Below are 25,658 nucleotides of genomic sequence, written 5' to 3'. Positions count from 1 at the left end.
ACGACGGGCTCCGTGCCGTGTCGCCGGCTCAGACCCAGGAGGAGACCGGCGAGCGGACCTGCCGCCAGCGCGGCGAGGGCCGGCGGCACCGACGCGAGACCGGACAGCTGCGACGATCGCCGGTCCGACCGCCCCGCCGGAGAAGATCGTAAAGTTCAGCGGGCCCTGGTCTGCAAGATCGATCTACGACATCTCGGGACGTACGTCGGTGTCGCGCCGGGTTGCCGCAGCCACGTCGAGGCCGTGAGCGAACCCCACCGGACGCCCGGTCCTGCAGCTCGAAAGCGGGCGTCCCGCCAGGGACCGGGGGCCCAAGTCCGGAGCCTAGGGACGCTCCTCGCCCGGGTTCTCGTCGCGCAGCTTGTCCAGGATCTCCTGGATCTCGTGGCGGTCCCGCGGCGGCTGCACACGTCTGTTCTCGAAGGCGTTGCGCTGGAACTGGGGGGCGAGGGCCCGCCAGACCTCCTTCTTCATGGCGTCGTCGACGGCGTGCGCCAGTTCGCCGTCGGTCTCGGCAGGAGGGGTCTCGTCCTCGTCGCCACTCATCGATCACCTCGGCACGTCGCGGGTGGGGAGAGGGTGCCCCGCCGGACCGGTCGCGTACCGCCGACTTCGGGTCACGTCCCGGTGTCGACCCGGTCAGCCCGTCGGCGCCACCACGACGTCGCCGGGCCCTATCCGGTGGGGCTCCGGGCGGGGCGCGCCCGCGTACACCTCGGCGACGAGCCGGGCGAGGCGGGTGGTGGCGGCGCGGTAGAAGCGGGTCTGCGTCCAGCGCCCGAACATCCCGAAGCCCAGGGCGACGAGCGGGTTGGGGATGCGCGCGCGGCTGGAGACCCCGGTGATGACGAACTCGACGCGGCCGGTGTCCAGGTTCTTGATCACTTCGTACACCAGCCGGCCCCGCTCCAGGTGGTGCTCGAGCGTCCGGTAGCTCCAGCCCCAGGAGCGCTCGCGGGTGCCGTCGGCGCGGTCGCGCACCTCGTCCACCTCGGCGTCGACCCGCACCCCCATGGGGAAGCGCAGCACGGCGAAGCGACCCTCGAGCAGCATGTCCCGCCCGACGAGCGGGGCGTCGGCGTGGAAGTAGGCACGCATGATCTTCGGGTCCGCGAACTCGTAGTCGTGCACCAGGCGGCAGGCCAGCCGGAACGGCCCGCCGGCCACCGGCTCGCCGGGCACCTCGTCCCCGAGCAGGTGCCGGACGCGGTCGTGGTGCCAGCTGCGCCCCTCCGTGTCGGACGGGTCGTAGTTCAGCCCGTACTCGGCGATCTCGCGCAGCCCGCGCGCCGGATCGGGGTGGGCCGTGAACCTCACGCGGTGGTCTCCCTCGCTGGGCAGGAACCTGACGGGCCGGAGCCGGACGGCCCCGGGCATGCTGTCATCGCCGGTCGGCTACCCACGGAGGATGGTCATGCGACGCCTCTTCTCGAGCCGCCCCCCGCTCGGTCGTCTCCGGCGCGGCTGGGGCGCCCTGATCATGGCCAGCCGGCACCTGCGGGCCCTGCGGATCACCGAGCGCGAGCGCACCGGGGGCGGCGCCACCGACCTGCCCTCGCCCTGGCCCCTCGCGCTGCTCGACGGGCGGAGCAAGACGATCGCGCACGGGCACGGGCCGCTGTTCCACCGGACGTTCTCGGTCCGCGCGGTCGACGCCCGCCACGACGCCGCCGAGCTGATCGAGACCCTGTCCCGCGACCTCGACAAGGGCGCGCCGCCGCACGTCGTGACGTTCGCCCGCGAGCGGGGCGAGCCCGGCCGGATGCTCGTCGGCGACGAGTACCGGGTGTACATGCCCGCGCCGTGGGACGGGCCCGTGCGCGTGCTCCTGCGCACCGAGCGGTCGTTCCGCTTCGGCACCCTCGAGGGCCACCTCGAGGCCGGGCAGATCGAGTTCCGGGCGTCCGACGTCGAGCCGGGGGTCGTGGACTTCGAGATCGAGGTCTGGTCCCGGGCCGGCGACCGCGCCGCGGAGCTCGTCTACCGCCGGCTGGTCGTCGGCCGGGAGGTCCAGGCGGGCCTGTGGGTGCAGTTCTGCCTGGGCGCGGTGCGCCTGCTCGAGGGGCGCCGGGCGGGGAAGGTGGGGGAGGTCACCCGCCGTGTCCCGGCGCAGGATCTCGACGCGCGCTGACCTCAGCCCGAGAAGGAGCCCGCGGCGGCGAGGAACAGGTCGACCTCCTCGGTCGTCCCCGCGCTGACCCGCACGCCGTACCCGTCGAAGGCCCGCACGACGACCTTGTTCTCCAGCGCGTGCTCGGCGAACGCCGGGGCGCGGTCGCGCAGCGGTAGCCAGACGAAGTTGGCCTGCGACGGCGGCACCTCGTACCCCTGCGAGCGCAGCACCTCGGTCATCCGCGCGACCTCGGCGACGGGCCCCGCGCAGTCGGCGAGCAGCTCGTCGAGGTGGTCCAGGGCGGCGAGCGCCGCGGCCTGCGCGGGCGCGGACACGGCGAAGGGCACCGAGACCCCCCGCAGCGCGGCCGCGAGCTCGGCGGGGCCGATCGCGTAGCCGACGCGCAGGCCGGCGAGGCGGTGGGCCTTGGAGAAGGTCCGCAGCACGCACACGTTGTCGTGCTCGGCGGCGAGCGCGAGGCCGTCGGGGACCGCCGGGTCGGTGACGAACTCGCGGTAGGCCTCGTCGAGCACCACGAGCACGTCGGACGGCACGCGGTCGAGGAAGGCCCGCAGCGCGGTCTCGTCGACGGCCGTGCCGGTCGGGTTGTTCGGGTTGCAGACGAACACGATGCGCGTGCGCGGGGTGATCGCGTCGGCCATCGCGTCGAGGTCGTGGACGTGGCCGTCTTTGAGCGGCACCGTCACCGCCTGCGCGTGCCCGGCCAGGGCGACGATCGGGTAGGCCTCGAACGACCGCCACGCGAACACGACCTCGTCGCCCGGCGCGCACATCGCCGCGACGAGCTGGCCGCACAGCGCCACCGACCCGCAGCCGACCGCGACCCGGGCCGGGTCGACGCCGTGGTGCTCGGCCAGGCGCGCGGTCAGGGTCGTGACGGCGATGTCGGGGTAGCGGTTGCCGGCCTCGGCGGCGCGCTCGATCGCCGCGCGCACCGCGGGCAGCGGCGGCAGCGGCATCTCGTTGCTCGCGAGCTTGACCGCGCCCGGCACGGTGCGACCGGCGACGTAGGTGGGCAGGGCGGCGAGGTCGTCGCGGAGGCGCACGGGCACGGTCACCACGGTAAACGCCGGTGGGCGTCGTCCGTCCGGCCCGCGGTGATCGACCGGGCGCCCGGGCCGCCGGACCGCCGACGTGGAAGGCTGAACGCATGACGGGCTTGCACACCGAGACCATCCCGCTGGTCGACGAGACCCAGCTGCGGGTGACGATCGGGGAGCCGGACGGTGCGGTGCGCGGCGGTGTCGTCGTCCTGCACGAGTCGCGGGGCGTCACGTCGCGCACGCAGGCCATCGTCGAGGCGCTCGCGGGGGAGGGCTGGCTCGCCGTCGCCCCGCACCTCTACCACCGCGACGACCCCGGCATCGACGAGCAGACCGGCGACGCCGAGGCCGTCGACCGCGCCGCCGCCGCGATCTCGGGCGAGTCGGTGCTCGCCGACTCCGACGCCGCCTTCGGCATGCTCGCCGACCGCGGCGTCCCCTCCGACCGGATGGCCGTCCTGGGCTTCGACCTCGGTGCCACGGCCGCGCTGGTCGTCGCCGCGCAGCGCTCCCTGGGCGCGGTGATCACGGTGTCCGCGGCGGGCGTCGCCGAGCCCCTGTCGGCGGGGCTGCCGGCGCTGCTCGACGTCGTCGGCGAGCTGACCTGCCCGTGGCTCGGGCTCTACGGCGAGCGCGGCGACCCGGTCGACCCCGCCGAGGTCGACCGCCTGCGCGAGGCCGCCCACGCCTCGGGGCGCGTCGTCGACGTCGTCGTCTACCCCTCGCGCGAGCACCGCTTCGACGCCGACGAGCAGGCCGCCGTGCAGCCGGATCCCCTGGACGAGGGGAACTCGGAGGAGGCGACCAAGATGGAGGCGCGCAGCCGCGTCCTCAACTGGTTGGATGCGCACCTGCGCTAGCGCGCCGGTGGGCGGGGTACCGCTCACCCCGACCGGAGGGCACATGACGTCGGGTGTGCGGGCCGATCGCCCCACGACGGCCGCCGTCGAGGGCCGCTTCGCCCGGTTCCGCGGGCGTCGCGTCGCGCGGGTGGTCACCTGGGCCGCCCGCGTCGCCGGCCTGCTCACGGTTCTGTCGCTCCTGACGCCCCTGCTGCGCAAGCGCCTGCAGCCGGCGACCTGGTTCGGGCTCCCGCCGGAGGCGACGCTGGTCGGCACCGTCGTCGTCGCGACCCTCGGCGTCGGGCTGATGATGCTGGCCACGGGCCTGCGGCGGCGCAAGCGTCGCGCGTGGCAGCTCGCCGTGGTGGCGTGCGTGCTGCTCATCGCGTCGCACGTCGTCGGACGGCACGCGGTCGTGCCGACGGTCGTGGTCGCGCTGCTGCTCGCCGGACTGCTGCTGACCCGACGCGAGTTCACCGCCCTGCCCGACCCCGTCGGCCCGCTCGCCGCGGTGCGGGTCGTGGTGCAGATGCTCGTCGGCGGCTTCGCGACGGTCCTGCTGCTGCTCCTGGTCCGCCCGTCGCTGCTGGTCGGGCCGCCCAGCCTGGAGGACCGGCTCGCGCACGCGGCGCTCTCGCTCGTCGGGGTGAGCGGGCCGGTGCGGTTCGCGGCGGGGTGGTTCGACGACCTCACCGCCGTGCTCGGGCTGACGTTCGGCATCGCGGCGGTCGTGCTCGGCGGTTACTTCCTGCTGCGCTCCGCCGAGCCGCGCCCGGCGCTCACCGAGGACGACGGCGCCCGGATCCGCGAGCTGCTCGCCCGCCACGGCCGCGCCGACTCGCTGGGCTACTTCGCGCTGCGCCGGGACAAGGCGGTGGTGTTCTCGCCGTCGGGGAAAGCGGCCGTCGCGTACCGGGTGGTGGCCGGGGTGGCGCTGGCCTCGGGCGACCCCCTCGGCGACCTCGAGGCCTGGCCCGGCGCGATCACCGAGTTCCTCGCGACGTGCCGGCGCTACGGCTGGGTGCCCGCGGTGCTCGGCTGCTCGGAGGCCGGGGCGCGGGTGTGGCTGCGCGAGGGCGGCCTCGACGCGCTGGAACTCGGCGACGAGGCCGTCGTCGACGTCGCCACCTTCTCGCTGCAGGGGCGGTCGATGCGCACCGTGCGTCAGGCCGTGTCCCGGATCCGGCGCGCCGGCTACGGGACGACCGTGCGCCGCCTGCGCGACGTGCCCGCGGACGAGCTGGCCACGCTGCGCGACCTCGTCGCCCGCTGGCGGGGCGGGCCGGCCGAGCGCGGCTTCTCGATGGCCCTGTCGCGGGTGGCCGACGGCGACGCCGACCCCGAGGCCGTGCTCGTCGTCGCGACCGCCGAGGGCGAGGTGCGCGGCGTGCTGCAGTTCGTGCCCTGGGGGAGCGAGGGGCTCTCGCTCGACATCATGATCCGCGACCCGGCGGTGCCCGACAACGGGCTCAACGAGCTGCTCATCGCCGACCTCCTCGGCGCCTGCCGGGGGCTCGGCGTCGACCGGGTGTCGCTGAACTTCGCCGTCTTCCGCTCGGCGCTCGAGCGTGGCGAGAGGATCGGCGCCGGACCGGTGGCACGCCTGTGGGCGCGGCTGCTGCGCACCGCGTCGCGGTGGTGGCAGATCGAGACGCTCTACCGCTTCAACGCCCGCTTCGGGCCCGCCTGGGTGCCGCGGTACCTCGTCTTCGACGCCGTGCGCGACCTGCCCCGCATCGCCGTCGCCGCCTTCGAGGCCGAGGGCTACGGCGGACGCCCACCGGCGTTGCTCCGTCTGCTGCGCCGTACCTGACGCTTCGTGGCAGCGGGGTCCGTGAGTAGCAGCGAACGCGCTGTTCGCGGCTTCTATGCGCGCGAAGTCCCCGCTCGCGCTTGGAACCCGGCCCACGTCGCCTGAGCCTGAGCCCGGGCGAGGGACGCCGTCGCTGCGTGGGGGGCAGCGAGGGCGTCCCTCGGTGCGGGCGTCAGGGCCGCACGAGCACCTTGAGGGCCTCGCGGTCGTTCATCGCCCGGTAGCCGTCCGGGGTCTCGTCGAGCGGGATCGTGCGGTCGAAGACCTTGCCCGGCTCGATCTGCCCGTCGAGGACGTCGGGCAGCAGCTCGTACATGTTCGCCTGGGTCGGGGCGATGCCGCCGGCGACGGTCACGTTCTTCATGAACTTCTGCGCCAGGTTCGGCAGCTCGCCGCTCTGCGGGACGCCCACGATGCCGACGTGCCCGCCGGGCTTGGTGAGGTTGATCGCCGAGGTGAGCGACTGCTCGTAGCCCACGGCCTCGATCGCCGAGTGCACGCCGTCGGTGCCGAGGATGTCGCGGACCTTCTGCTCGCCCTCCTCGCCGCGCTCGGCGACGACGTCGGTCGCACCGAACTCGCGGCCGAGGTCGGTGCGGTCCTTGTGCCGGCCCATGAGGACGATCCGCTCGGCGCCGAGGCGCCGGGCAGCCAGGACGGCGAGCAGGCCGACGGCCCCGTCGCCGATCACCGCGACGTCCTTGCCGGGCTCCACCTTCGCCGACACCGCGGCGTGGTGACCCGTGCCGAAGACGTCGGAGAGCGTCAGCAGGCTGGGCATGAGCGACGAGTCGTGCGGCACGGTCAGCTTCATCAGCGACGCGTCGGCGAAGGGCACGCGGGCCGCCTCGCCCTGCCCGCCGTCGGTCTCGGCGCCCCAGGCGCTGCCGTTCGGGCAGGCGCTGGTCAGGCCGGCCCGGCAGTACTCGCAGGTGCCGTCGGCGTAGAAGAACGGCGCGACGACCAGGTCGCCCTCCCGGATGCGCCCCACGTCCGAGCCGGTCTCCTCGACCACGCCGATGAACTCGTGGCCGATGCGGTCGCCCTGCTCGGTCTGCTCGCGGCTCTTGTAGGGCCACAGGTCACTGCCGCAGATGCACGCGTGGGTGATGCGCACGATCGCGTCGGTGGGGTCCTGCAGCGTCGGGTCCGGCACCTCCTCGACGCGGATGTCGCCGGCTCCGTAGATCAGGGTCGCCTTCACGGCGGGTGTCCTCCTCGTGTGGGCTCCGTCGTGGCTACCCGGGGCGGGGGGACGCATGCGGCGACGTGCACACGTCACGTGCGGGCGGGGGGTGGCGGGCAACGCCGTGGACGGCGGTGTGTACTGTTTCCCGACGGAGGCCCCAGGGGGTCCTCGGGAGGCTTCGCCTAGTCTGGTCTATGGCGCCGCACTGCTAATGCGGTTGGGAGTTCGGCTCCCTCCCGGGTTCAAATCCCGGAGCCTCCGCGGCCGCGGTCCGGGCAGGATCGAGGCTTCACAACCACAGACATGCGCCCGTAGCTCAACGGATAGAGCATCTGACTACGGATCAGAAGGTTAGGGGTTCGAATCCCTTCGGGCGCGCGCCGGTCGAGGCAGCTCAGCGGGGGCATCGCGCAAGCGGTGCCCCCGCTGTCTTCGTTCGTGTAGCAGCTCCGTACAGCAACGAGGCTCGGTCCGAGACCACCTCCGACGACGGGCACCGGGACGTCGAGTGCGCCGGCGTCGGTGCCGGCGACCGTCGAGGCGATCGCGATCCGTGCTCTCCCCCGACGATCAGGCCTCGTGGTTGGCGATGACGAGCTCGGCGACGAGGCCGTCCCGCAGCGCGAACCGGTAGTCGAGCTCGGCGACGCCGCCCGGGAAGGTGCCCTCGAGCCGCAGGGTGGCCACCGCGTGGTCGTCGTCGATGCGGCGCGCGCCGATCTGCTCGGTCGTGTACTCGAACCGGGACCCGGCGTCCCGCAGGAAGGCGTGGGCCTGCTCCCGGCCGCGGATGGTCTCGCCCTGGTCGACGAGCACGGCGTCCTCGGTGAGGAACGACGAGGCGGTGTCGGCGTCGTGGACGACGTGGGCGGCGAGGAAGTCGCGCACGGTGGCCGGGAGCGTGTCGGACGGGCGGTCGGTGTGCTGTGTCATGGAGCCACCGTGTGACCTCGCGGCGCGGGAGGGTCAAGCCGTGGACCCTCCCCGGGGGGAGGGTCCACGATGCTCCCGTGTTGACCATCGGCGAGTTCTCGCGGCTGAGCCAACTGAGCGTGCGGACCCTGCGGCGGTACCACGAGGCGGCCCTGCTGGAACCCGCCGTCGTGGACGGGACCACCGGATACCGTTACTACGGCGTCGACCAGATCCCGACCGCGCAGGTCATCCACCGGCTCCGCGAGCTCGACGTCCCCCTGGGCGAGGTGCAGCGGATCCTGCGGACCCCCGACCCCGGTGTCCGCGCGAGCCTGGTCGCGGACCACCTGCAACGCCTCGAGGACCAGCTCGACCGCACCCGGGCCGCGGTCGTGTCGCTGCGTCGCCTGCTCCGGCCCGACCCCGCGCCGATCGACGTCGAGCTGCGCGCGGAGCCCGCCCGGACGGTCGCGGCGGTCGAGGCCGACGTCGGGCACGGCGACGTCGAGGCATGGTTCGCCGGCGCGATGGCCGAGCTCGAGGCGGCCGTCGGCGACGCCGTCGCCGGGCCGCCGGGCGGCAGCTACGACAACGCCCTCTTCGAGCAGGAGCGAGGCCACGCGCTCGTCTACCTGCCGACGGCTGCACCACCCCGCACCGGGCGCGTGCACCCGGTGACCCTGCCGGCCGCGGAACTGGCCGTCACCACCCACGTCGGCCGGCACGACGGCGTCGAGGTCACCTACGGCAGGCTCGGGACCTGGGTGGTGGAGAACGCGATGTCGGTGGCCGGGCCGGTCCGGGAGGTCTACGTCGTCGGCCCTCGCGACACCGGCGATCCCTCCGCGTGGCGCACCGAGATCGGCTGGCCGGTGTTCCGCGTGGCCTGATCCGCCGCCCACGCGAGCTCGCTCCCTCCGCCGTGACCGCCTGCGCCGCCCGTCCTCGGGCTGGACACGTCGACACGGCGTTGCGATCCTGGATCAGGACCAATGAGTAGGGCGGAGCAACTGATGATGGAGGTCGTCCTCGACCACGACGCCGGGAGCGCGGCGTGACCGGCCCCGACCTCTTCGCGGGCCTCTTCGCCCGTGACCACGAGACCTCGCGGTGCTGGTACGAGCGGCTGCTCGGGCGCGAGCCGTCGTTCCTCCCGTCGGACACCGAGGCGGTGTGGGAGCTCGGCGAGCACCGGTGGCTCTACGTCAAGGAGCACGCGGAGCACGCCGGCCACGGCGAGGTGACGATCTTCCCCGAGGACCTCGACGCCGCCGTCACCGGCGCCGCGGACCGGGGCCTCGCACCGGACCGGCAGGAGGACTACCCCGGCGGCGTGCGCAAGGTCGTGTTCCGCGACCCCGACGGCAACGAGGTCGGCCTGGGTGGGGGCGGGGGCTAGGGAAGGCCTCAGCTCTCGCCGCAGAGCCCGTCGCCGTCGCCGTCCCGCTCCCCCGGGCGGCAGGGGTGGCCGTCCCCGGAGCCGCCGCTCGAACCGCCGGCCGAACCGCTGCCCGAACCGCCGGCCGAACCGCTGCCCGAACCGCTGCCGGAGCCCGTCCGGCGGCTCCCTCCGTCGCTGTCGTCGTCGCTCGTGCCCGTGCCGGGCCGGTAGCGACGGTCCGCGTCGCCGTCGTCGGTCGCCGTCTCCGTGCTCGTGGTGGTGGTGGTGGTCGTCGAGCTGGCCGGGGCGGCCCGGCACGCCCGGGCGACGGGTGGGGTGCTCGCCGACATCTGCGTGTCGAGGGAGCGCAGCTCGCTGACGTAGGTCGCGGCCGCGACCCCGCCGACGGGGACGGTGCCGGTGTGCTCGTAGGGCACCGCGCGCCGGCCCCAGTCGACGCCGGCGACCTCCACGTGGCGCAGCAGCATCCCGTCCGGGGCCCGGTCGACGTCCGGCTCCGCGCGCAGCACCACCGGCTGCGCCCCGACCCAGGCCGACGCCTCGTCGCGGGCGGTGTCGCCGGCGACGGTGCCGAGCTCGCAGGCGTCGATCCCGAGGACGCGGACCGTGCGCCCGTCGCCGGTGAGGACGGTGTCGCCGTCGACGACACGGCTGACCTGCACCTGCTCCGTCACGGCGGGGACGGGGGCCGGGGCAGCGCTCGGCTCCGGGCCACCGGCCGGCTGGCACCCGGCGACGAGGGCGAGGCCGATCAGACCGGGGGCGAGGACGCGCACGCAGGGCGAGGAGGCGGTCACGACGGGTCAACGAGCCCGACCCACCACCGACACGGGAAACCGGGGGATCGGTCGGTTCCGGTTCCCCTCAGCCCGCCCGGCGCACCGGCACCATGCGCGAGAGGCGCAGGCGGGTCGCGGCGTCCTCGGCGAGCAGGGAGTTGCGGCGCCGCACGATGGCCGTCGCGAGCTCGCGGGCCGCGGCGGCGACGCCGTCGGGGTCCTCCTCGGCCAGCGACCGGGCCGTGCAGCCGTCGACGATCTCGCCGATGGCCGTGACGGCGCGGGCGAGCTCGTCGAGGGAGTCGCTGCACCGGTCGAAGCGGTCGGCGTCGGCAGGGTGGGCACGCGTGTGCTCGAGCATCTCGGCGAGCGCGTCCGACGCCTGCCGCGCGAGCCTCGCCGCCGCCTCGTCCTTGTGCACGTCCGCTCTCATCATCGCTCGGGTTCCCGGCGAGGATGTCCGCTGCGGTGCCGCCCCAATCCCCGGACGGCCCGCGGCGGACGTGACACCGGGCTCGCCCGACGGGGTGGAGGGGGACCCGGCCGGCGGGGGGACACCGACCGGGTCCGTGCCGATCACGGGGGGCATGACCGGCGGCGATCATCCTTGCATGTGCAAGTACAGCTGCAAAGGGCGGGCCCGGACGATCGGTCCGCGCGGCGGTGGCGTGCCACCATGTCGCGGGTCAGCCGATCACGACGAGGGGAGGGTCGGGTGCGCATCCGACTCGCCGACGGTCCCTGCCGGGGCGACCACGACCTGACGATCGCCGAGGGCGCGGCGCTGCCCGAGGAGTTCCTGGTGCTCGTCGAGGAGGGCCCGCGCCAGAAGGTGAGCGACATCTTCGGCGGCTCGATCCCCGGCATCAACGTCTTCGCGGTGCACCGCCTCGCGCAGCGGGACCGGGACGGGACGCCGGTGTACGCGTTCGCCGGCCGCCGCGAGTCGCGCGGCTACTGACCCGGTCCCTGATCCGGCCCCTGACCCGGCTCCTGACGCACGACGGCCCCGGGGACCGCGGTCTCCGGGGCCGTCGGCGCGATCGGGACGCTACTTCTTGAAGGCGTCCTTGATCTTCTCGCCGGCCTGCTTGATGTCGCCCTTGGTCTGGTCGGCCTTGCCCTCGTGGCGGAGCTCCTCATCGCCCTGGGCGGTGCCGGCAGCCTCCTTGACCTTGCCCTTGAGCTTGTCGGTCTTGTTGTCGATCTTGTCGTCGGCAGCCATGTCCCGGGTGTACCCGATCCGCCCCGACCGTCAACCGCGCGGGACGAGCAGGACCCAGACCGGGCCGGGGGCGAAGGCGACGGGCCGGCCGTCGGGGCCGAGGACGACGGTGGGGTCGGTCGGCGAGGGCCGGGACCAGCGGGCGGGGAAGGCGCGCCCGTCGCGGAGCACCTCGGCGTCGCCCTCGCCGGTGGTCACCGCGTAGGGGGAGACGGCGCCGGCCGCGTCCCGGATCGCCGAGGGGCGCGTCGTCACCTGTTGGACGAGGACGGTGGCCGCGCCGATGGGCTCGCCGCCGGTCGCGGGGACGGCGGGGTCGCCGCCGCCGGGCTCGACGAGCCAGCGGCCGCGGACCGCGTCCCACGTCAGAGCGAGGACGGCGGAGCCGAAGGTGACCTCGCGCTGCCGCACGACCTCGCCGCCGGCGGGCAGCGCGCCGAAGCGGAAGCCGACGTCGCGCGGGGGTGAGGCGTCGCCGGCGGTGGAGAGCAGCGCGGCCGGGTCGGCGTAGAGGTTGACCGGCGCGCTCCGCTCGCCGTCGCGGCGGAAGGCGTCACCCGCGGTGGCGGGGGTCAGCGGCAGGAGCGAGGCGCCGGCGAGGGTGCCGGCGAGCTCGGGCGCCGACCCGGAGAAGGCGAGGGCCGGGCGTCCGTAGGCGGCGAGCACGGTCACGTCGGACTCGCGCGCGCTGCGCACCGGCCCGACCGACGCCGGCATCCGCGAGGAGAACACGGCGAGCAGGCGCGTCGTGCCCCCCTCGACCGGCTCGACGTACACGACGTCGGCGTCCTCGACACCGGTCCAGGGCCGCCCGGCCGGCGAGTTGTCGACCTTCACCGCCAGCACCGGCGCGCCCGCGGGCGCCGACACGCCGGTCAGCGGGGACGGCCGTCCACCGGCGCCCGAGCACCCCGCGACCAGCCCGGCGAGCACGACCACGACGACGCCCACGTCGACGACCACCCGCAGGCCCCGCGGCACCTGCCCACCCCCTGCCCGCTCGCGACCCGGGATCCGTCCCGGGCGGCGCCCTATCATCACGCTGTGACGTCCGCGAACCCGGAGCCGGGGGATCCGGCCGCCCTGCGCGTCTCGGACGTGGAGCGCGAGCAGGTGCAGCAGTTCCTCGCGCGGGCGATGGTGGCAGGGCAGATCACGCCGGGCGAGTACAGCGACCGGGCCGCCGCCGCCCTCGCCGCACGCGTGCGGGGCGACCTCGAGGGCCTGCTCGACGACCTGCCGGGCGCCGAGCTGCGCGCCTCCCGGTCGGTCGACGTCCTGGACCTGCGCGCCGGGGTCGGCGGCGCGATCTCCCGGCGCGGCTACTGGCGGGTCCCACCGCTCGTGCGCGTCCACAGCTGGGTCGGGGGCGTGACGCTGGACTTCACCGGTGCGGAGTTCACGACGCCCGTGGTCGCGGTCGAGCTGGCGACGGGGATGTGCTCGCCGCTGCTCGTCCTGCCCGACCACGCCACCGCGGACGTCGACGACCTGCGGATCTCGGCCGGGAAGGTCCGCGACGACACGCACCACAAGCGCGAGCAGGGCGTCCCGCACGTCGTCGTGCGCGGTCGGCACAGCCTCGGCGACGTCGTGCTGCGCCACCCGCGGAAGCCGCGGTGGCGCCCGGGGCGCAGGAGAACCACCGTGACGCGTGAGGGTGAAGGCGCGCCGGGACGACGCACCGGGGACTGACGGAGTACCCCGGTACGGTCACCAGGAAGGGCGTCGCGGGCGGGAGCCGGCGGGGTCGACGCGACGGACGAGGAGGGCGACAGGTGGGGCTGGCGGAGCTGGGCCCGGGGCTGCCCGTCCTCGTCGTGGTCGTCGCCGGCGTGCTGACGGCCCTGGCGATGGCGCCGCTGCACCGGCGTGCCGCCCGCCAGCGGCGCACCGCGATGCTCGTCGACCGCGTCGTCACCGACCGCGTCGCGCGCCTCTCCGGCGCCGAGCGCCGGCGCGCCCGCCGCCACCTGCACCGCGCCGCCGACCTGCCCCTGCCCCGCGCGCTCGGCCTGACGGTCCTGACGGCCGCGGCGACGGCGGTGGTGGGCGCGCTCGTGGTCTCCCTGGTGGCCGACCAGCTCGCCACCGGCCGGCGCACCGTGGTCCGCGACATCATCGGGCGCCTCGAGGACGCCGGGCTGCCGGCGCCGACGAGCGCCGGTCCGACGATCACCATCACCGGGATCGTCGTGCTCGCGCTGCTGAGCCTCGCCACGGCCGGGCTGTACGTGGGCGGGCTGGACGTCGAGCGCCGGCGGGCGATGCCGGTGACCCGCCCCTGGCCGACCAGCCGGGGGAAGGCCACGCTGCTGCTGGGGCTGCTCCTGGGCCTCGCGCTCGTGCTCGCCGGCGGGTCGCTGGCCGTCCCCGGGGTCGCGCTCGGCGCGGCGCTTTTCCTGCTCAGCCACCAGGTCGTCAGCCGCATCGCACGACCGGCGGCCTGCCGGGAGGCGCCGGTCGTGCCCGAGGCGCTGCGCGCGGCGCGCCTGCCGGCGGTCAAGGAGCGCCGCCTGCTGCGGGCCCGCCGTCCGCGCGGCGAGGACGCTCCCGGGCTGCCCTCGCCGTCGCCCGCCCCGGCCCCGTCGGGACCGCCGCGCTCGATGCCGCCGCGCGTCCCGGCGCCGCCCCCGCCGGTGGTCGGGCCGTCGACGCGCCTGGTCGACCTCGCCGCCCGCGAGCAGCCCCTGACGCCGCACGACCCGCGGGCCGTCGGCGAGTACACGCTGACCGGGCGCCTCGGCTCCGGCGGCATGGGCACGGTCTACCTCGGGCACCGCGCCGGCACGCACGGCAGCGTCGCGATCAAGGTGCTGGCGCCGCACCTGCTCGACGACGTCGACGCCCGCACCCGCTTCCTGCGCGAGGGCCAGACGCTGCAGAAGGTCACCGGCGACTACACGGCGCGCGTCTACAGCGTCGGCTTCGACGGCTCGATGCCCTACATCGTCATGGAGCGCCTCGACGGACCGTCGCTGCACGCGTTCGTGGCGGCCTCCGGCGCCGTGACCGACGGCGAGATGCTCACGCGCACCGCCATCGCCCTCGCCCGTGCCCTCGCCGCCCTGCACGCCGACGGCATCACCCACCGCGACCTCAAGCCGGGCAACGTCCTGCTGACCTCCGCCGGTCCCAAGGTGGTCGACTTCGGCATCGCCCGCGTGGTCGGCCAGACCCACCACACGCCGGCCGGGAACATGGTCGGCACGCCCGGCTACATGGCGCCCGAGCAGGTCACCGGCAACGGCGCGGTGCCCGCCACCGACGTCTGGGCCTGGGCGTGCTGCGTGGTCTTCGCCGCCCGGGGCGACCACCTGTTCGACGGCGACAACATCCTCGACATCGCGCGCCGGATCCTCGACGGGCCGGGCCCCGAGGCGTTCGCCACGGTGCACCGTCTCTCGCCCCGCCTGGTGCCGGTGCTGCGCCGCGCGACGGCCCAGGAGGTCGGCGACCGTCCCCGCGACGGTGCCGCCCTGCTGCGCCTGCTCGACCGCAGCGGGGCCACCGCGACGGTCGGCGCGGCGGGCTGGGACCGCCTGGTCGGCGGAGGGATCCGATGATCGAGCGCGGCGAGCCGGAGCGCCCCCGACGCGCTGCTACGGTGCGATCGCTCCGCCCGGTGCGCCGCCCGGGCCGACCCGACAGCGGGCCGTCCGGCCCCCGTGAGGACGGTGAGTGGTCGGTGGCCTCCTGGGACGACCTGGTGCTCTGGGTCCGGGTGCGCTACGAGGTGATGGCGCAGGACAGGCACAGCCTGACGTTCCGGCTCCCCACGTCCGAGGACCGCACGCAGCTCGTCTACGTGCACCACAAGGGCGTGGTCGACGGCCATGACTGGCTCCAGATCGAGTCGCCGATCGCCCGCCTCGACGAGATCGACGCCCGGCGCCTGCTGGAGCTCGCCGAGGACGCCGTGGTCGGCGGCGCGGCCGCGGTGGGCGGGGTCGCGGTGTTCCGCCACGCCACGCCGCTCGAGGACCTGTCGTTCGCCGAGTTCGACGCGCCGTTCCGGCTCGTGACCCGCATCGCCGACCAGCTCGAGCACGCCCTCACCGGCACCGACCGCTACTAGGCTCCCGGCCGTGGACGTGATCGAGTTCCGGCCGGAGCCGTCGCAGTACGCCTGGACCTTCGGCGGGGCAGCCCCGGTCCGCGAGGTCGAGCCCGGCTCGGTGATGCGGCTGTGGTGCGACGACGCCTTCGGCGGGCGCATCCGGTCGGTCGACGACCTCGCCGCCGCCTCGCTCGACCCCCGCTTCCTCAACCCGCAGACCGGCCCGTTCGCGGTCCGCGGCGCGGAGCCGGGCGACACGCTCGTGCTGCACCTCGTCGACCTCACCCCGGCCCGCGACTGGGGCGCCTCGACGCTCGTGCCGTTCTTCGGCGGCCTCACCGCCACCGACCGCACGGCGCTGCTCCACGAGCCGCTCGAGGAGCGCACCTGGATCTACGAGCTCGACCGGGCACGGCGGACGGTCACGTTCTCGGCGCGCCGCAGCGACCTCGCGATCGACCTCCCCCTCGCCCCGATGCTCGGCACGGTCGGCGTGGCGCCGGCCAACCGCGAGGTCCGGTCGTCGCTGACGCCCGACGCCTTCGGGGGGAACATGGACACCCCGGAGATGCGCGCGGGCGCCACCTGCTACCTGCCGGTCAACGAGCCGGGCGCGATCTTCTCGGTCGGCGACGGGCACTACCGGCAGGGCGAGGGCGAGTCCTGCGGCACCGCGGTCGAGGGCGCCATGGACGTCACGCTGATCGTCGACCTGGTCAAGGCGTCGGCCGCCCCGGCGCCGGCCTGGCCGCGGCTGGAGAACGACGACGAGATCCTCGTCGTCGGGTCGTCGCGGCCGCTCGAGGACGCGTGGCGGATCAGCCAGGTCGAGATGATCTCGTGGCTGAGCGAGCTGCTCGGCCTCGACCGGCTCGACGCCTACCAGCTGCTGACCCAGACGTCGCTGGCGCCGCTGGCCAACGTCGTCGACACCAACTACAGCGCGGTGACGAAGGTGCCCAAGGCGCTCGTGCCCGGGCTGCGCCCGTACGACGGGCTGCACGCCGACCTGCGCTCGCGCGCCACCTCCTCGACCTGACCGTCACGGACCCGACAGTCCTCGACCCACCAGGGAGCTCGCCATGGACCTGCAGCTGACCGGCCGCACCGCGCTCGTCACCGGCGGCAGCCGCGGCATCGGGCGGGCGATCGTGGAGGGCCTGGCCGCCGAGGGCGCCACCGTGGCCTTCTGCGCCCGCGACGCCGACGGCGTCCGTAAGGCCGAGGAGGAGATGCGCGGCGCCGGGCACGACGTGCACGGCACGCCGATCGACATCACCGACGGCGACGCCCTCGCCACCTGGGTGCGGTCGGCGGCCGCCGAGCACGGCGGCATCGACGCGGTGGTCGCGAACGTCTCGGCGCTCGCGATCCCGTCCACCGAGGAGAACTGGGCGGCCAGCTTCGCCACCGACATGCTCGGCACCGTCCGGCTCGTGGACGCCGCGCTGCCCGCGCTCGAGGAGAGCGACGCCGGCGCGATCGTGACGATCTCGAGCGTCTCCGGCCGCGAGATCGACTTCGCGGCGGGGCCGTACGGGACGTTCAAGGGCGCGCTCGTGCACTACACCCAGGGGCTCGCCCACCAGCTCGCCGGCGGCGTGCGCGCCAACACCGTCTCGCCGGGCAACGTCTACTTCGCGGGCGGGGTGTGGGAGTCGATCGAGGACAACGACCCCGACCTGTTCGCGCACGCGCTCGGCCTCAACCCCACCGGGCGGATGGCGCGGCCGGAGGAGGTCGCGCGGGCGGTGGTGTTCCTCGCCAGCCCGGCGGCGACCTTCATCAGCGGCACGAACCTCGTCGTCGACGGAGCGCTGACGCGCGGGGTGCAGCTGTAGGGACCGGCCTCAGCGGGGGGCCGGCGCGGCGGCGATCGCCGCGATCGCGGCACGGACACCGTCGACGGCCGCGTGCCAGGCGCGGGCGGCGGCCCGGGCGACCGAGCGCAGCGCGCCCGGCGCGACCTCGTCGCGCACGACGAGGGCGGTCGAGGGCACCGGCGCGGACTCGGGGGCGGGTCGCTCCACGAGGGCCGCGAGCGGGTCGGGCAGCTGCTCGACGGGCGGGGCCAGGCGCGGCAGCGGGACGGTGGGCACCGACCACCAGTCCTCCTCGCGGTCGCCGTCGCGCGGCGCGGGGACCCACGGGTCCGGAGCGGGGTCCATGCGTCGGGTGTCCTCTCGCCGGTGCGGTGTTCGGTCCCGTCATCGGTCTCGGAGGCCGAGCCGTTAGCGTCGGTGAGGGGGCAGTCGGATGCGCTGGGTGACGAGGACCGCCACTGAGCGCGGTGGTCCGAGGTCAGCGGGCCGTCTCCACGACGGAGTGACATCGGGCCACCACTCACCGCGCCGGGCGGCCCGGTCGTGGACGCCTCCCCGCAGAGCCGCGACGTCGGCGCCCATGGCGCGTTGCCTTCGTGCGGGTCCGGACGTGATGCGCCGGGTCCGACGGCCGCGTCGACGCTCCGGCGCGACCGTGACCACGGGCTGTGATGGCGGGCGACACGGGAGGTGGTTGCTCGGTGGCGGGCACGCACGCTCGCTCGTCGGGACGGCGCCGCGCGGCCGACGTCGACGCCCCTGACGAGGACGACCGCGGCACCCGCGCGCCGGCCGCGGGCCGGGGCGCGCACGCCGGTGCCGACAGCGGCCGGCTCGACCGGCGTCACCTCGACAGCGACTACGGCGACTACGTCAGCGCGCGCATCGCGGCCTCGCCCGCGCCCGCCTCGCCGCCGGTCGGCTTCCCGTCCGCGTTCTCCACCGGGTCCTTCCGCCCGCACCCCTCGAGGGGGTCGACGAGCCTGCGAGAGGCCGGCCGCGCCGGCGCGGCGACCGCCACCGCCGCCCCGCCGCGCGCCGACGCCTCCGCGGCCGACCGTCCCGACCGTCCCGAGTCCCCGCGTCCCGCGGACCGCAGCGACGCGGCACGGCCCGACGCCGGCCGCGGCGAGGGCGCGGCGGCCGCCGGCCCGTCCGCCCCCGACGGCGTGGGCCGTCGTGGTGGTCCCGGCGCGGCCGCTGGGTCCGGTCCCGGCCCCGCCGCTCCTGCCGCGCCGCCCGCCGCCCCTCCCGCCCCTGCCGCGCCGCCCGCCGCCCCTGCCGCGCCGCCCGCCGGTCGGCCCGGCCCCGCGGGGCCGCCGGTCGGGTCCGCGGCGCCGGTCCACCGCGGGGGCGCGACCCCGCCGCTCGCCCGGCCCGCCCGGCGCCCGGCCGGACCGCCCCCGCCCGCGATCTCCGGGCACGCCGCCGGAACTCCCACCGGACACACACCGGTCCCGGCCCGCGGCGCCACCGCGCCGCCGCCCGCGCCCGGGGCGCCGCCGGCGAACGGCGCGCCGGGTGGCCCCGGACAGGCCGGGACGCCGGGTGGACCGGGGGCTGCCGCGGGCCCCGGTGCCCCGCGCCCGCCGGCGGGGCGCCCGACCCCGCCGCCCGCCCCGGCCGGTCGACCGACCCCGCCGCCCGCGGCGCGCCCGACTCCGCCGTCGGGACCCGCGGCACCTCCCGGCACTCCGGCTCGACCCGGAGCCCCCGGTCACCCCGGGCCCGCCGCGCGCCCGACCGGTGCACCCGCGGGACCCGGCGACCCGTCGTCGGCCCCCGGCCGCCCGGGCCCCGCGGCGCCCGGCCCGCGCGGTCGCGGGCCCGCCGGCCCCTCGCGCGGCGCTCCCGCGACCCCCGGCGGCGCCCCGGCGCCGCGGCAGACCGCCGAGCCCGAGCCGGCGACCGGCACACCCGCCGAGCGCGAGGAGGCCGCCGCCTCGGCGCGCCGCTCGCCGAAGGCCACGGCGGCGATGCCCGCCCTCGATGCGCCCGCGCCCCGCGGCCCCGGCTCGGGCCCGCTGCCCCGGAACCGGCGGCGCGCCGATCCCCGGGACCCCGACGAGCCCGACGACCTCGCTGACCGCGACGACCTCGACGACCTCGACGGTCTCGAGGACCCCGATGGCGGGGACGGCGACGACGCCGGCACCACCCGCGCCGCCCGCCCGACGCGGACCGGCACCACCGCCACCGCCACCGGCAGCGCCGCGACCCGCCGGGGCGCCGGCGCGCGCACCACCGCCCGCTCGCTCAGCGGGACCAGCCGACCCAGCGCCCGCAGCACCACCGCCCAACGCTCGCCCGGCCGCACGACCGCCGCGTCCGAGACCCCGCGGGTGCCGCGGGGGCGGGTCGCCGTGGCCGTCGCCGCGGTGCTCGGTGCCCTGGCCGCGCGGATCGTCGGCCTGCCCGGCGGGGAGCGGCTCGTCGCGTTCGGCCGGCAGGTGCGCGCCAAGGTCGTGCTCTACCTGGACGGGCCGCACCCCGAGACCCTGGCCCCGGCCGCGCTGCGCTGGCGACGGATGCGCCGGACCGCCTACGCGGGTGTCGCGGCGATGGTGGCGGCGCCGGTGCTCTCGCTGGTGGTCGGCTGGCTGTTCATCCCGGTGCCCAACGCCGACGACGCCGTCGAGAGCCAGCTCAACACGGTCTCGTTCGCCGACGGCACGGTCCTCGCGCGCATCGCGCCCGGCGAGCAGGGCAACCGGCAGAAGGTCGGCATCGAGCAGGTGCCCCCGCCCGTGCGCTCGGCGGTGCTCTCCGCCGAGGACCGCTCGTTCTACTCGAACAGCGGCTTCGACGTCACCGGCTTCGGTCGCGCCGTGTGGAAGAACCTCACCGGCGGCACGGGCGGCGGCTCGACGATCACGCAGCAGTACGTCAAGAACGCGATGGTGGGTGACGAGTACTCGCTGGTGCGCAAGTACAAGGAGCTCATCATCTCCTTGAAGATCTCGCAGGAGCGGTCGAAGGACGAGATCCTCGCCGACTACCTCAACAGCATCTACTTCGGCCGCGGCTCCTACGGCATCCAGGCCGCGTCGCAGGCGTACTTCGGCCGGCCGGTCGAGACGCTCTCGCCCTCCGAGGGCGCGCTGCTCGCGGGCGTCATCCAGGCCCCGTCGAAGTGGGACCCTGCCCAGAACCCGGACGACGCCCTGCGGCGCTGGAACTACGTCATGGACGGCATGGTGGCCCAGGGCTGGCTGGGCGCGCCGGAGCGCGCCGCGGCGCAGTTCCCCGCGACGATCCCGCCGCGCCGCGTGACCGGCGGCGTCCCCGACGACGACCGCGGCCACATCTACAGCGCGGTCCGCGACGAGCTGCGGGCGCTGGGGATCGACGAGGACGCGCTGGTCACGCAGGGCCTGCAGATCCAGACGACGATCCAGCCGCAGGCCCAGCAGGAGGCCGCCGAGGCCAACCGCCGCCAGATGCAGGGCCAGCCGGAGAACCTGCGGACCGCGACCGTGTCGATCGACCCGCGGACCGGCGGCATCCTCGCCTACTACGGCGGGCCGAACGGGGCGGGCCTGGACTACGCGAAGGTCGAGAAGCAGGCGGGCTCCACGTTCAAGCCGTTCGTGCTGCTCGCGGCGCTGCAGCAGGACCCGCCGATCGGTATCTCGACCGAGTTCGACGGGCGGGCGATCCCTGGCCAGACCGTGCGCAACGTCGACGGCGCCGACTGCGCCAACTGCAGCCTCAAGCGCGCGATGACGCTGTCGAACAACGTCATCTTCACCGCGCTGGGCAACCGGGTGGGGCCGCAGGCCGTGGCCGCCGCCGCCCGGCAGGCCGGCATCACGCAGCCGATGGACGACCCGAACAGCGGGATCGCGCTCGGCAACCAGGAGACGACCGCGATCGACCTGGCCTCGGCCTACGCGACGTTCTCCAACGAGGGCGTCTACCACCGTCCGCACCTCGTCCAGCGCGTGACGACGGCCAGCGGCGAGGTCCTCTACGACGACGCCACCACCGAGGGCGAGCAGCGCATCGACCCGCGGGTGGCGCGCAACGTCACCGAGGCCATGCGCGACGTCCCGGACTACGACGGGGTGTCCCTGCAGGGCGGGCGGCAGTCGGCGGGCAAGACCGGCACGGTCCAGTCGCACGTCGAGAGCCAGAACAACGACGCCTGGTTCGCGGGCTACACGCCGTCGGCGTCGACGGTCGTCTGGGTCGGCACCGACGACAACACCCCGATCAAGACCAGCGACGGCCGCCCGGTCTACGGCCACGGACTGCCCAGCGAGATCTGGAAGACGTTCATGGACGACGCCCTGGAGGACACGCCGAAGCAGACGTTCGGCGCGTTCACCCCGGTCGCGGGCACCGACCCCGGCGACACCGCGGCTGAGACGTCCTCGCCGGCGCCGTCGAGCTCGTCGTCCCCGAGCTCGTCCGCGACGCCCACCTCGACCACCGCGCCGCCCGCCGAGCCCGCGGACCCCGCCGAGGAGCAGCCGGCCGAGGTCCCGCCCGCCGAGGGCCAGCAGCCCGGCGAGGACGCGGCGGCGGCCGAGGCGCCCGCGGGCGGGGACGCCGAGGCGCCGGCCGAGGGCGGCGCCGACCCGGGCGGCGGCTAGCGCAGGAGGGTGAAGTCGGCGTCGTCGAAGCCCGGGCTGACGACGCAGGTCACCAGCACCTCGGACGTCGCACCGGTGGCCGGGGCGGCGCGCTGCCACACCCCGCCGGGCACGAGCGCCTGCGGCGTCTGGCCGTCCTCGACCCGGTCCCCGAGGACGATCGGCGCGGCCGGCACGGGGTGCTCGCCGTCGCCCCCGAGCCACAGCGACAAGGTGGGCCCGCGGTGCCAGCACCACAGCTCGTCGGAGCGCACGCGGTGCCAGCGCGACTCCTCGCCGGGCGCGAGGACGTAGTGGATGGCCGTGGCGCTCGCGCGGGGCCCCGGGTAGCCGTCGGGCGTCACGGTGGGCGCGGCGGTCCAGGTGCGGCGGAACCAGCCGCCCTCGGGGTGCGGCGCGAGATCGAGGGCCCGAGCGAGCGGGGGCGTTCCGTCGCTCACGCGGTCATGTCCAGCGTGGCGACGACCTTCGAGGGGTGCAGGCGCACGACGAGCTCGCCGGGCACGCCGTTGCGGGCGCCGAACTCCTCGGCGCGGTCGGCACCCATGTAGCGCCCGCCGAGCGCGGTGGCGGTACGGAGCAGCTCGTCGGGGTCCTCCGAGAGCGTCACCGAGCCCTGGACCTGCACGAACCCGAACGGCGGCTCCTCGAGGTCGACGCAGAGCACGATGCGGGGGTCGCGGGCGAACGCCCGGCCTTTCGCCGTGTCCGCGCCGGTGGTGAAGACGACCGTGTCGTCCTCGAGGAGGAACCAGACCGGCGCCACGAGCGGTCGGCCGTCCCGGGCGACGTACCCGACCTTGCCCGTGCGGGTGCCCTCGGTGAGGAAGGCGCGGACGGCGGGGTCACGGAGGTCGGTCACGCGCGCGAGGGTAGGCCGGTCAGGGCTCCTCGCGGCGCGAGCGCGCCCACTCCTCGGGGGTGTTGACGCCGCGGGCGCCGCGCAGCCCGGGGTCGCGGGCGGCGAGGCGGGGGTCGGCGAGCAGCGTCGCGGCGTCGAGCTCGCGGACCCGGCTCGCGGCGACGAGCGCGCCGACGCTGCGCTCGCCGCGGTGCAGGAGGTCGTCGGCGCGGTCGGCGAGGTCGGTGGCGTAGGCGGCGAGCAGGTGCTGGGGGTGGCCGTCGAGGACGGGGAGCGCGACCTCGACCGGCGGCACCCGGTGGGCGACCACGACGCGCACGAGGTCGGCGTGCAGGTGCGGGAGGTCGACGGCGGCGACGAACGCGGTGGGGTCGGCGCGGACGGCCCGCAGGCCGGTCGCGAGGCCCTGCAGGGGGCCGCGGTCGGGGACCGGGTCGTGGACGACGGTGGCGCGCGCGGCCACCGCCGGCACCGCGGGCACCGCGGGCACCGTCCGTGGCGTGTCCGCGGCCCCGACCACGACGAGCGGCCCGTCGACGGCCTCGGCGAGCACCGTGAGGACGTGGGCGAGCAGGGTCGTCCCGCCGCTGGTCAGGGCGGCCTTGTCGGTGCCCATGCGCCGCGAGCGGCCCCCCGCGAGCACGACGCCGCCCGTCACCGTGGTGCTCCGAGTGAGCCACGTGACCGGTTCAGTGCGCCGGGACCCGGGAACGCCACCCGTGTCACGACGACGTGCGAACGGAGGGCAGCACCATGATCCGCAGTGAGGGGCAGCGTGGGCGCGTCGAGCCCGAGGACGCCCACCGCGGCTGGGTCGCGCCGACCCCGCGCGACACGGACGAGGCCGCGACCGACCGCGCGATGGCCGCCGCCGAGCGGGCCGTCGCCGACGGGACGGCCGACGAGGGCCAGCGTTCGCGGGTGGAGCGCATGGCGTCGACGCGCACCCACGAGCAGCGTCGGGCCGCGTTCCGCCAGGGCGACTGAGCTCGTCACGGCAGCACCAGCACGACCAGCGGCAGCGTGAGCAGCGAGAGCACCGTGGTGATCACGACCACCGCGGTGCTCTCGCGGTACCACGTGCGGTACTGCGCCGTGAGCACGAACACCGTCGCGGCATCCGGCAGCGCGCACATCAGCACGAGCACCGCGCCCCACGGCGCCGGGACGCCCAGCAGCGTCACCGCCCCGAGCGCGAGCAGCGGCATGACGACGAGCTTGATGACCACCGCCGCGCCGACCGGGACCCACGGTGTCCCCGGCTCCCGCAGCGCCCCGACCGCGCCGCGCAGCAGGATCCCGAGCGCGAACAGGCCGCCCGGGGCCGCGAGGTCGCCGAGCAGGCCGAGCGTCGACGCCACGGGCGCGGGCAGCCGCAGCCCGATCAGCGCGACGGCGGCGCCGGCCGCGATCCCGAGCACGACGGGGTTGCCGAGCACCCGGCGCGCCAGCAGGCCCGGGAGCGCGACCGAGCCCTCCTCGCCGCGCCCCCGCCCGTCGAGCGTCACCGCGACGAGGAACGCCGAGATCGCCAGCGCGGTGTGCACGGTCGAGGTCAGCGAGGCCGCGAAGGCCGTCGCGGGTCCGAGGACGGCGACGGTCAGCGGGATGCCGAGGTAGCCGACGTTGCCCCAGCTCGCGACCAGCCCGACGGCGTGCGCCTCCCGGGGCGCCCGACGGACCGCGCGGGCGACGGCCCAGCCGAGCGCGTAGGCCAGGACCACCACGGCCACCGACGCGAGCAGCGCGGTGCCGGGGACGCCGGCCGACAGGTCGGCCTCGGCCACCGAGGTGAAGATGAGGGCCGGCAGCGCGATCCAGTAGACGAGGTCGTTGAGCACGGCCGCGGTCCGCTCACCGAAACGTTCGGAGCGCCCGGCCGCGGCACCCACCGCGATGACCCCGAAGACCGGCAGGATCCGGCTCAGCAGCTCACCCACCGACCCGACGCCCACTCGAGCGATGCTCAGCCCTGGGCGACCGCGACGGCGACCGGGGAGTGCGTGGCGCGCGCCACGACGGTGTCCACGGCGCGCTCGAGCAGGCCGAACAGCGCGACGCCGGCCGGGCCGACCGGGACCGTCGGGTAGGAGCGGTGCGCGCCGGACGCCCAGCCCTCGCGGAAGGTGCGGATGTCGAGGTTCTCGGTGGCGCAGATCGGGTCGCCGGGCGCGCAGACCTCGTAGACACGGCCGTCGTACACCGCGAGCTCGCGGGTCGGGCGGGGCCCGAGCACGCCGCGGCCGGGGGTGTCGAGGAGGTTCGGCGCCGCCGGGTCGCGCCGCGGGCTGCCGAGCATGATCGCGCCGGCGATGCGGTCGGCGGGCAGCCCGACGGTGCCGTTCGCGGCGCGGTGGACGACGTCGGACACCACGTCGCCACCCTGGCTGAACCCGACGAACATGATCGTCGTCTCCGGGCAGCGGGCGGCCACGTCGCCGGCGTCCCGGGCGAGGCGCTCAGCGCCGCGGGCCTCGCTGACCAGGTAGAACGGCCGGTCGAGCGAGGCGGGGTAGGGGACGTAGCGCACGGAGAGGGCGTCGCCCCAGCGCGCGGCGAGCGGGTCGGTGAGGCGGGCGAGCAGGCCGACCGACCGGTCGGGATCCGCGGCCTCGGAGGTCTCGTTGGTGCCGGGGACGGCGTAGAGCACGACCGGCGGGCAGCCGGCGGGGGCGGCCGCGGCGGTGGGTGCCGTGGACACGGCGGCCAGCAGGGTCCCGAGGAGGAGCGCGACGGCGAACAGCACGCGTCGCCCCACCCGGTCCGCCACGTGACCATCCTCGCCGATCTCGCCCCGGCGCGGGAGATCCCGTCGCGGCGAGCGGGTGGCTTTCCTGCCGTCCGACGTCGGCGTGGACGCCGGGCCGGCGACACCGAGCGTGACAGTTCGGGCTGACAGATCGCCGCGGTTCTGCCAGCGTGCCTGTCTGCGGAGCCCCCGGCGGCGGTGCCGGAGCCGGGGTGGCCAGAGCA

At 76.0% G+C, this 25,658-nt stretch carries 28 protein-coding genes and 2 tRNA genes; 15 read left to right on the top strand and 15 right to left on the bottom strand.

What is annotated here, in order from left to right:
* Positions 1-324 precede the first annotated feature (324 nt).
* Positions 325-546, bottom strand: a complete 222-nt coding sequence (locus tag ACYX4T_RS18260) for a hypothetical protein (RefSeq protein WP_476010706.1) — start codon at positions 544-546, stop codon at positions 325-327.
* A 93-nt stretch (positions 547-639) separates the two neighbouring features.
* Positions 640-1,317 carry a DUF1990 family protein gene (locus tag ACYX4T_RS18255; RefSeq protein ID WP_476010705.1) on the bottom strand — a complete coding sequence of 226 codons (678 nt, stop codon included), beginning with the start codon at positions 1,315-1,317 and terminating at the stop codon, positions 640-642.
* Positions 1,318-1,414: 97 nt separating this feature from the next.
* Between ACYX4T_RS18255 and ACYX4T_RS18250 the strand changes: the two genes are divergently transcribed.
* Positions 1,415-2,131: a DUF1990 family protein gene (locus ACYX4T_RS18250; RefSeq protein WP_476010704.1), complete on the top strand. Its 717-nt coding sequence runs from the start codon at positions 1,415-1,417 to the stop codon at positions 2,129-2,131.
* Between the two features lie 2 nt (positions 2,132-2,133).
* Here ACYX4T_RS18250 and hisC read toward each other — a convergent pair whose 3' ends face one another.
* A complete protein-coding gene (gene hisC, locus ACYX4T_RS18245) occupies positions 2,134-3,186 on the bottom strand; it encodes a histidinol-phosphate transaminase (protein ID WP_476010703.1) in 1,053 nt (350 codons plus the stop codon).
* 98 nt (positions 3,187-3,284) lie between these two features.
* Here hisC and ACYX4T_RS18240 point away from each other — a divergent pair, with 98 nt between their 5' ends.
* Complete coding sequence (locus tag ACYX4T_RS18240) at positions 3,285-4,037, top strand: dienelactone hydrolase family protein (RefSeq protein WP_476010702.1); 753 nt, start codon at positions 3,285-3,287, stop codon at positions 4,035-4,037.
* Positions 4,038-4,080: 43 nt separating this feature from the next.
* The gene (locus ACYX4T_RS18235) at positions 4,081-5,832 is read left to right on the top strand and encodes a phosphatidylglycerol lysyltransferase domain-containing protein (RefSeq protein WP_476010701.1); all 1,752 of its coding nucleotides are present in this window, start codon (positions 4,081-4,083) and stop codon (positions 5,830-5,832) included.
* 172 nt (positions 5,833-6,004) lie between these two features.
* Here the strand turns inward: ACYX4T_RS18235 and ACYX4T_RS18230 are convergent, their stop codons facing one another.
* Positions 6,005-7,036, bottom strand: a complete 1,032-nt coding sequence (locus ACYX4T_RS18230) for a zinc-dependent alcohol dehydrogenase family protein (protein WP_476010700.1) — start codon at positions 7,034-7,036, stop codon at positions 6,005-6,007.
* A gap of 156 nt (positions 7,037-7,192) precedes the next feature.
* Here ACYX4T_RS18230 and ACYX4T_RS18225 point away from each other — a divergent pair.
* Together ACYX4T_RS18225 and ACYX4T_RS18220 are read left to right on the top strand one after the other, a co-directional pair.
* Positions 7,193-7,282, top strand: a tRNA-Ser gene (locus ACYX4T_RS18225).
* Between the two features lie 44 nt (positions 7,283-7,326).
* Positions 7,327-7,399 (top strand) — tRNA-Arg (locus tag ACYX4T_RS18220).
* Positions 7,400-7,591: 192 nt separating this feature from the next.
* Here ACYX4T_RS18220 and ACYX4T_RS18215 read toward each other — a convergent pair.
* Positions 7,592-7,954 (bottom strand): nuclear transport factor 2 family protein, encoded by a 363-nt coding sequence (locus tag ACYX4T_RS18215; protein WP_476010699.1) that lies wholly within the window; start codon positions 7,952-7,954, stop codon positions 7,592-7,594.
* Positions 7,955-8,031: 77 nt separating this feature from the next.
* Here ACYX4T_RS18215 and ACYX4T_RS18210 point away from each other — a divergent pair, with 77 nt between their 5' ends.
* Together ACYX4T_RS18210 and ACYX4T_RS18205 are read left to right on the top strand one after the other, a co-directional pair.
* A complete protein-coding gene (locus ACYX4T_RS18210) occupies positions 8,032-8,826 on the top strand; it encodes a MerR family transcriptional regulator (RefSeq protein WP_476010698.1) in 795 nt (264 codons plus the stop codon).
* Between the two features lie 164 nt (positions 8,827-8,990).
* Complete coding sequence (locus ACYX4T_RS18205; RefSeq protein ID WP_476010697.1) at positions 8,991-9,335, top strand: VOC family protein; 345 nt, start codon at positions 8,991-8,993, stop codon at positions 9,333-9,335.
* A gap of 8 nt (positions 9,336-9,343) precedes the next feature.
* Here ACYX4T_RS18205 and ACYX4T_RS18200 read toward each other — a convergent pair whose 3' ends face one another.
* Both ACYX4T_RS18200 and ACYX4T_RS18195 read right to left on the bottom strand, forming a co-directional pair.
* Positions 9,344-10,135: a thermonuclease family protein gene (locus ACYX4T_RS18200; protein ID WP_476010696.1), complete on the bottom strand. Its 792-nt coding sequence runs from the start codon at positions 10,133-10,135 to the stop codon at positions 9,344-9,346.
* Between the two features lie 67 nt (positions 10,136-10,202).
* A complete protein-coding gene (locus tag ACYX4T_RS18195; protein ID WP_476010695.1) occupies positions 10,203-10,538 on the bottom strand; it encodes a hypothetical protein in 336 nt (111 codons plus the stop codon).
* Positions 10,539-10,832: 294 nt separating this feature from the next.
* Here ACYX4T_RS18195 and ACYX4T_RS18190 point away from each other — a divergent pair, with 294 nt between their 5' ends.
* Entirely contained in the window at positions 10,833-11,078 is a 246-nt protein-coding gene (locus ACYX4T_RS18190) for a hypothetical protein (protein WP_476010694.1), read from the top strand.
* A 90-nt stretch (positions 11,079-11,168) separates the two neighbouring features.
* On the opposite strand, the gene ACYX4T_RS18185 is transcribed toward ACYX4T_RS18190, so the two are convergent.
* Positions 11,169-11,342, bottom strand: coding sequence for a CsbD family protein (locus ACYX4T_RS18185; protein ID WP_476010693.1), 174 nt, complete (start codon positions 11,340-11,342; stop codon positions 11,169-11,171).
* Positions 11,343-11,372: 30 nt separating this feature from the next.
* A complete protein-coding gene (locus tag ACYX4T_RS18180) occupies positions 11,373-12,323 on the bottom strand; it encodes a DUF3048 domain-containing protein (RefSeq protein WP_476010692.1) in 951 nt (316 codons plus the stop codon).
* 63 nt (positions 12,324-12,386) lie between these two features.
* Here ACYX4T_RS18180 and ACYX4T_RS18175 point away from each other — a divergent pair, with 63 nt between their 5' ends.
* From ACYX4T_RS18175 to ACYX4T_RS18155, 5 genes are all read left to right on the top strand, one after another.
* Complete coding sequence (locus tag ACYX4T_RS18175) at positions 12,387-13,037, top strand: DUF1707 SHOCT-like domain-containing protein (RefSeq protein WP_476010691.1); 651 nt, start codon at positions 12,387-12,389, stop codon at positions 13,035-13,037.
* Positions 13,038-13,120: 83 nt separating this feature from the next.
* Positions 13,121-14,908 (top strand): serine/threonine-protein kinase, encoded by a 1,788-nt coding sequence (locus ACYX4T_RS18170; RefSeq protein ID WP_476010690.1) that lies wholly within the window; start codon positions 13,121-13,123, stop codon positions 14,906-14,908.
* A 122-nt stretch (positions 14,909-15,030) separates the two neighbouring features.
* Entirely contained in the window at positions 15,031-15,420 is a 390-nt protein-coding gene (locus tag ACYX4T_RS18165; RefSeq protein WP_476010689.1) for a hypothetical protein, read from the top strand.
* 10 nt (positions 15,421-15,430) lie between these two features.
* Positions 15,431-16,441, top strand: coding sequence for an acetamidase/formamidase family protein (locus ACYX4T_RS18160; RefSeq protein WP_476010688.1), 1,011 nt, complete (start codon positions 15,431-15,433; stop codon positions 16,439-16,441).
* A 43-nt stretch (positions 16,442-16,484) separates the two neighbouring features.
* Positions 16,485-17,243: an SDR family NAD(P)-dependent oxidoreductase gene (locus ACYX4T_RS18155; protein ID WP_476010687.1), complete on the top strand. Its 759-nt coding sequence runs from the start codon at positions 16,485-16,487 to the stop codon at positions 17,241-17,243.
* A gap of 9 nt (positions 17,244-17,252) precedes the next feature.
* Here ACYX4T_RS18155 and ACYX4T_RS18150 read toward each other — a convergent pair whose 3' ends face one another.
* Positions 17,253-17,570, bottom strand: a complete 318-nt coding sequence (locus ACYX4T_RS18150) for a hypothetical protein (RefSeq protein WP_476010686.1) — start codon at positions 17,568-17,570, stop codon at positions 17,253-17,255.
* A gap of 356 nt (positions 17,571-17,926) precedes the next feature.
* On the opposite strand from ACYX4T_RS18150, the gene ACYX4T_RS18145 reads away from it, so the two are divergent.
* Positions 17,927-21,823 carry a transglycosylase domain-containing protein gene (locus tag ACYX4T_RS18145; protein ID WP_476010685.1) on the top strand — a complete coding sequence of 1,299 codons (3,897 nt, stop codon included), beginning with the start codon at positions 17,927-17,929 and terminating at the stop codon, positions 21,821-21,823.
* Here ACYX4T_RS18145 and ACYX4T_RS18140 read toward each other — a convergent pair.
* Genes ACYX4T_RS18140 through mobA form a run of 3 tightly spaced genes read right to left on the bottom strand, consistent with a single transcriptional unit; the run spans position 21,820 to position 23,343 of the window.
* Positions 21,820-22,263, bottom strand: coding sequence for a cupin domain-containing protein (locus tag ACYX4T_RS18140; protein ID WP_476010684.1), 444 nt, complete (start codon positions 22,261-22,263; stop codon positions 21,820-21,822). The genes ACYX4T_RS18145 and ACYX4T_RS18140 overlap by 4 nt on opposite strands.
* Positions 22,260-22,685, bottom strand: coding sequence for a PPOX class F420-dependent oxidoreductase (locus tag ACYX4T_RS18135; protein WP_476010683.1), 426 nt, complete (start codon positions 22,683-22,685; stop codon positions 22,260-22,262). Before ACYX4T_RS18135 ends, ACYX4T_RS18140 begins: the two co-directional genes overlap by 4 nt.
* A gap of 19 nt (positions 22,686-22,704) precedes the next feature.
* A complete protein-coding gene (mobA, locus tag ACYX4T_RS18130) occupies positions 22,705-23,343 on the bottom strand; it encodes a molybdenum cofactor guanylyltransferase (RefSeq protein WP_476010682.1) in 639 nt (212 codons plus the stop codon).
* A gap of 95 nt (positions 23,344-23,438) precedes the next feature.
* Here mobA and ACYX4T_RS18125 point away from each other — a divergent pair, with 95 nt between their 5' ends.
* Positions 23,439-23,672, top strand: a complete 234-nt coding sequence (locus ACYX4T_RS18125) for a hypothetical protein (protein ID WP_476010681.1) — start codon at positions 23,439-23,441, stop codon at positions 23,670-23,672.
* Positions 23,673-23,677: 5 nt separating this feature from the next.
* On the opposite strand, the gene ACYX4T_RS18120 is transcribed toward ACYX4T_RS18125, so the two are convergent.
* The gene (locus ACYX4T_RS18120) at positions 23,678-24,625 is read right to left on the bottom strand and encodes an AEC family transporter (protein ID WP_476010680.1); all 948 of its coding nucleotides are present in this window, start codon (positions 24,623-24,625) and stop codon (positions 23,678-23,680) included.
* A 26-nt stretch (positions 24,626-24,651) separates the two neighbouring features.
* Positions 24,652-25,455, bottom strand: a complete 804-nt coding sequence (locus tag ACYX4T_RS18115; protein ID WP_476010679.1) for a cutinase family protein — start codon at positions 25,453-25,455, stop codon at positions 24,652-24,654.
* Between the last annotated feature and the right edge of the window lie 203 nt (positions 25,456-25,658).

This window comes from Actinomycetospora sp. ABD4_176 (assembly GCF_056311855.1).
This window is presented reverse-complemented; position numbering and strand designations above follow the sequence as displayed.

Bases quoted from the DNA above. Each gene is read 5' to 3' on its own strand.
- ACYX4T_RS18260 (WP_476010706.1), bottom strand. From the start codon at position 546: ATGAGTGGCGACGAGGACGAGACCCCTCCTGCCGAGACCGACGGCGAA.
- ACYX4T_RS18250 (WP_476010704.1), top strand. From the start codon at position 1,415: ATGCGACGCCTCTTCTCGAGCCGCCCCCCGCTCGGTCGTCTCCGGCGC.
- ACYX4T_RS18240 (WP_476010702.1), top strand. From the start codon at position 3,285: ATGACGGGCTTGCACACCGAGACCATCCCGCTGGTCGACGAGACCCAG.
- ACYX4T_RS18235 (WP_476010701.1), top strand. From the start codon at position 4,081: ATGACGTCGGGTGTGCGGGCCGATCGCCCCACGACGGCCGCCGTCGAG.
- ACYX4T_RS18215 (WP_476010699.1), bottom strand. From the start codon at position 7,954: ATGACACAGCACACCGACCGCCCGTCCGACACGCTCCCGGCCACCGTG.
- ACYX4T_RS18185 (WP_476010693.1), bottom strand. From the start codon at position 11,342: ATGGCTGCCGACGACAAGATCGACAACAAGACCGACAAGCTCAAGGGC.
- ACYX4T_RS18155 (WP_476010687.1), top strand. From the start codon at position 16,485: ATGGACCTGCAGCTGACCGGCCGCACCGCGCTCGTCACCGGCGGCAGC.
- ACYX4T_RS18150 (WP_476010686.1), bottom strand. From the start codon at position 17,570: ATGGACCCCGCTCCGGACCCGTGGGTCCCCGCGCCGCGCGACGGCGAC.
- ACYX4T_RS18125 (WP_476010681.1), top strand. From the start codon at position 23,439: ATGATCCGCAGTGAGGGGCAGCGTGGGCGCGTCGAGCCCGAGGACGCC.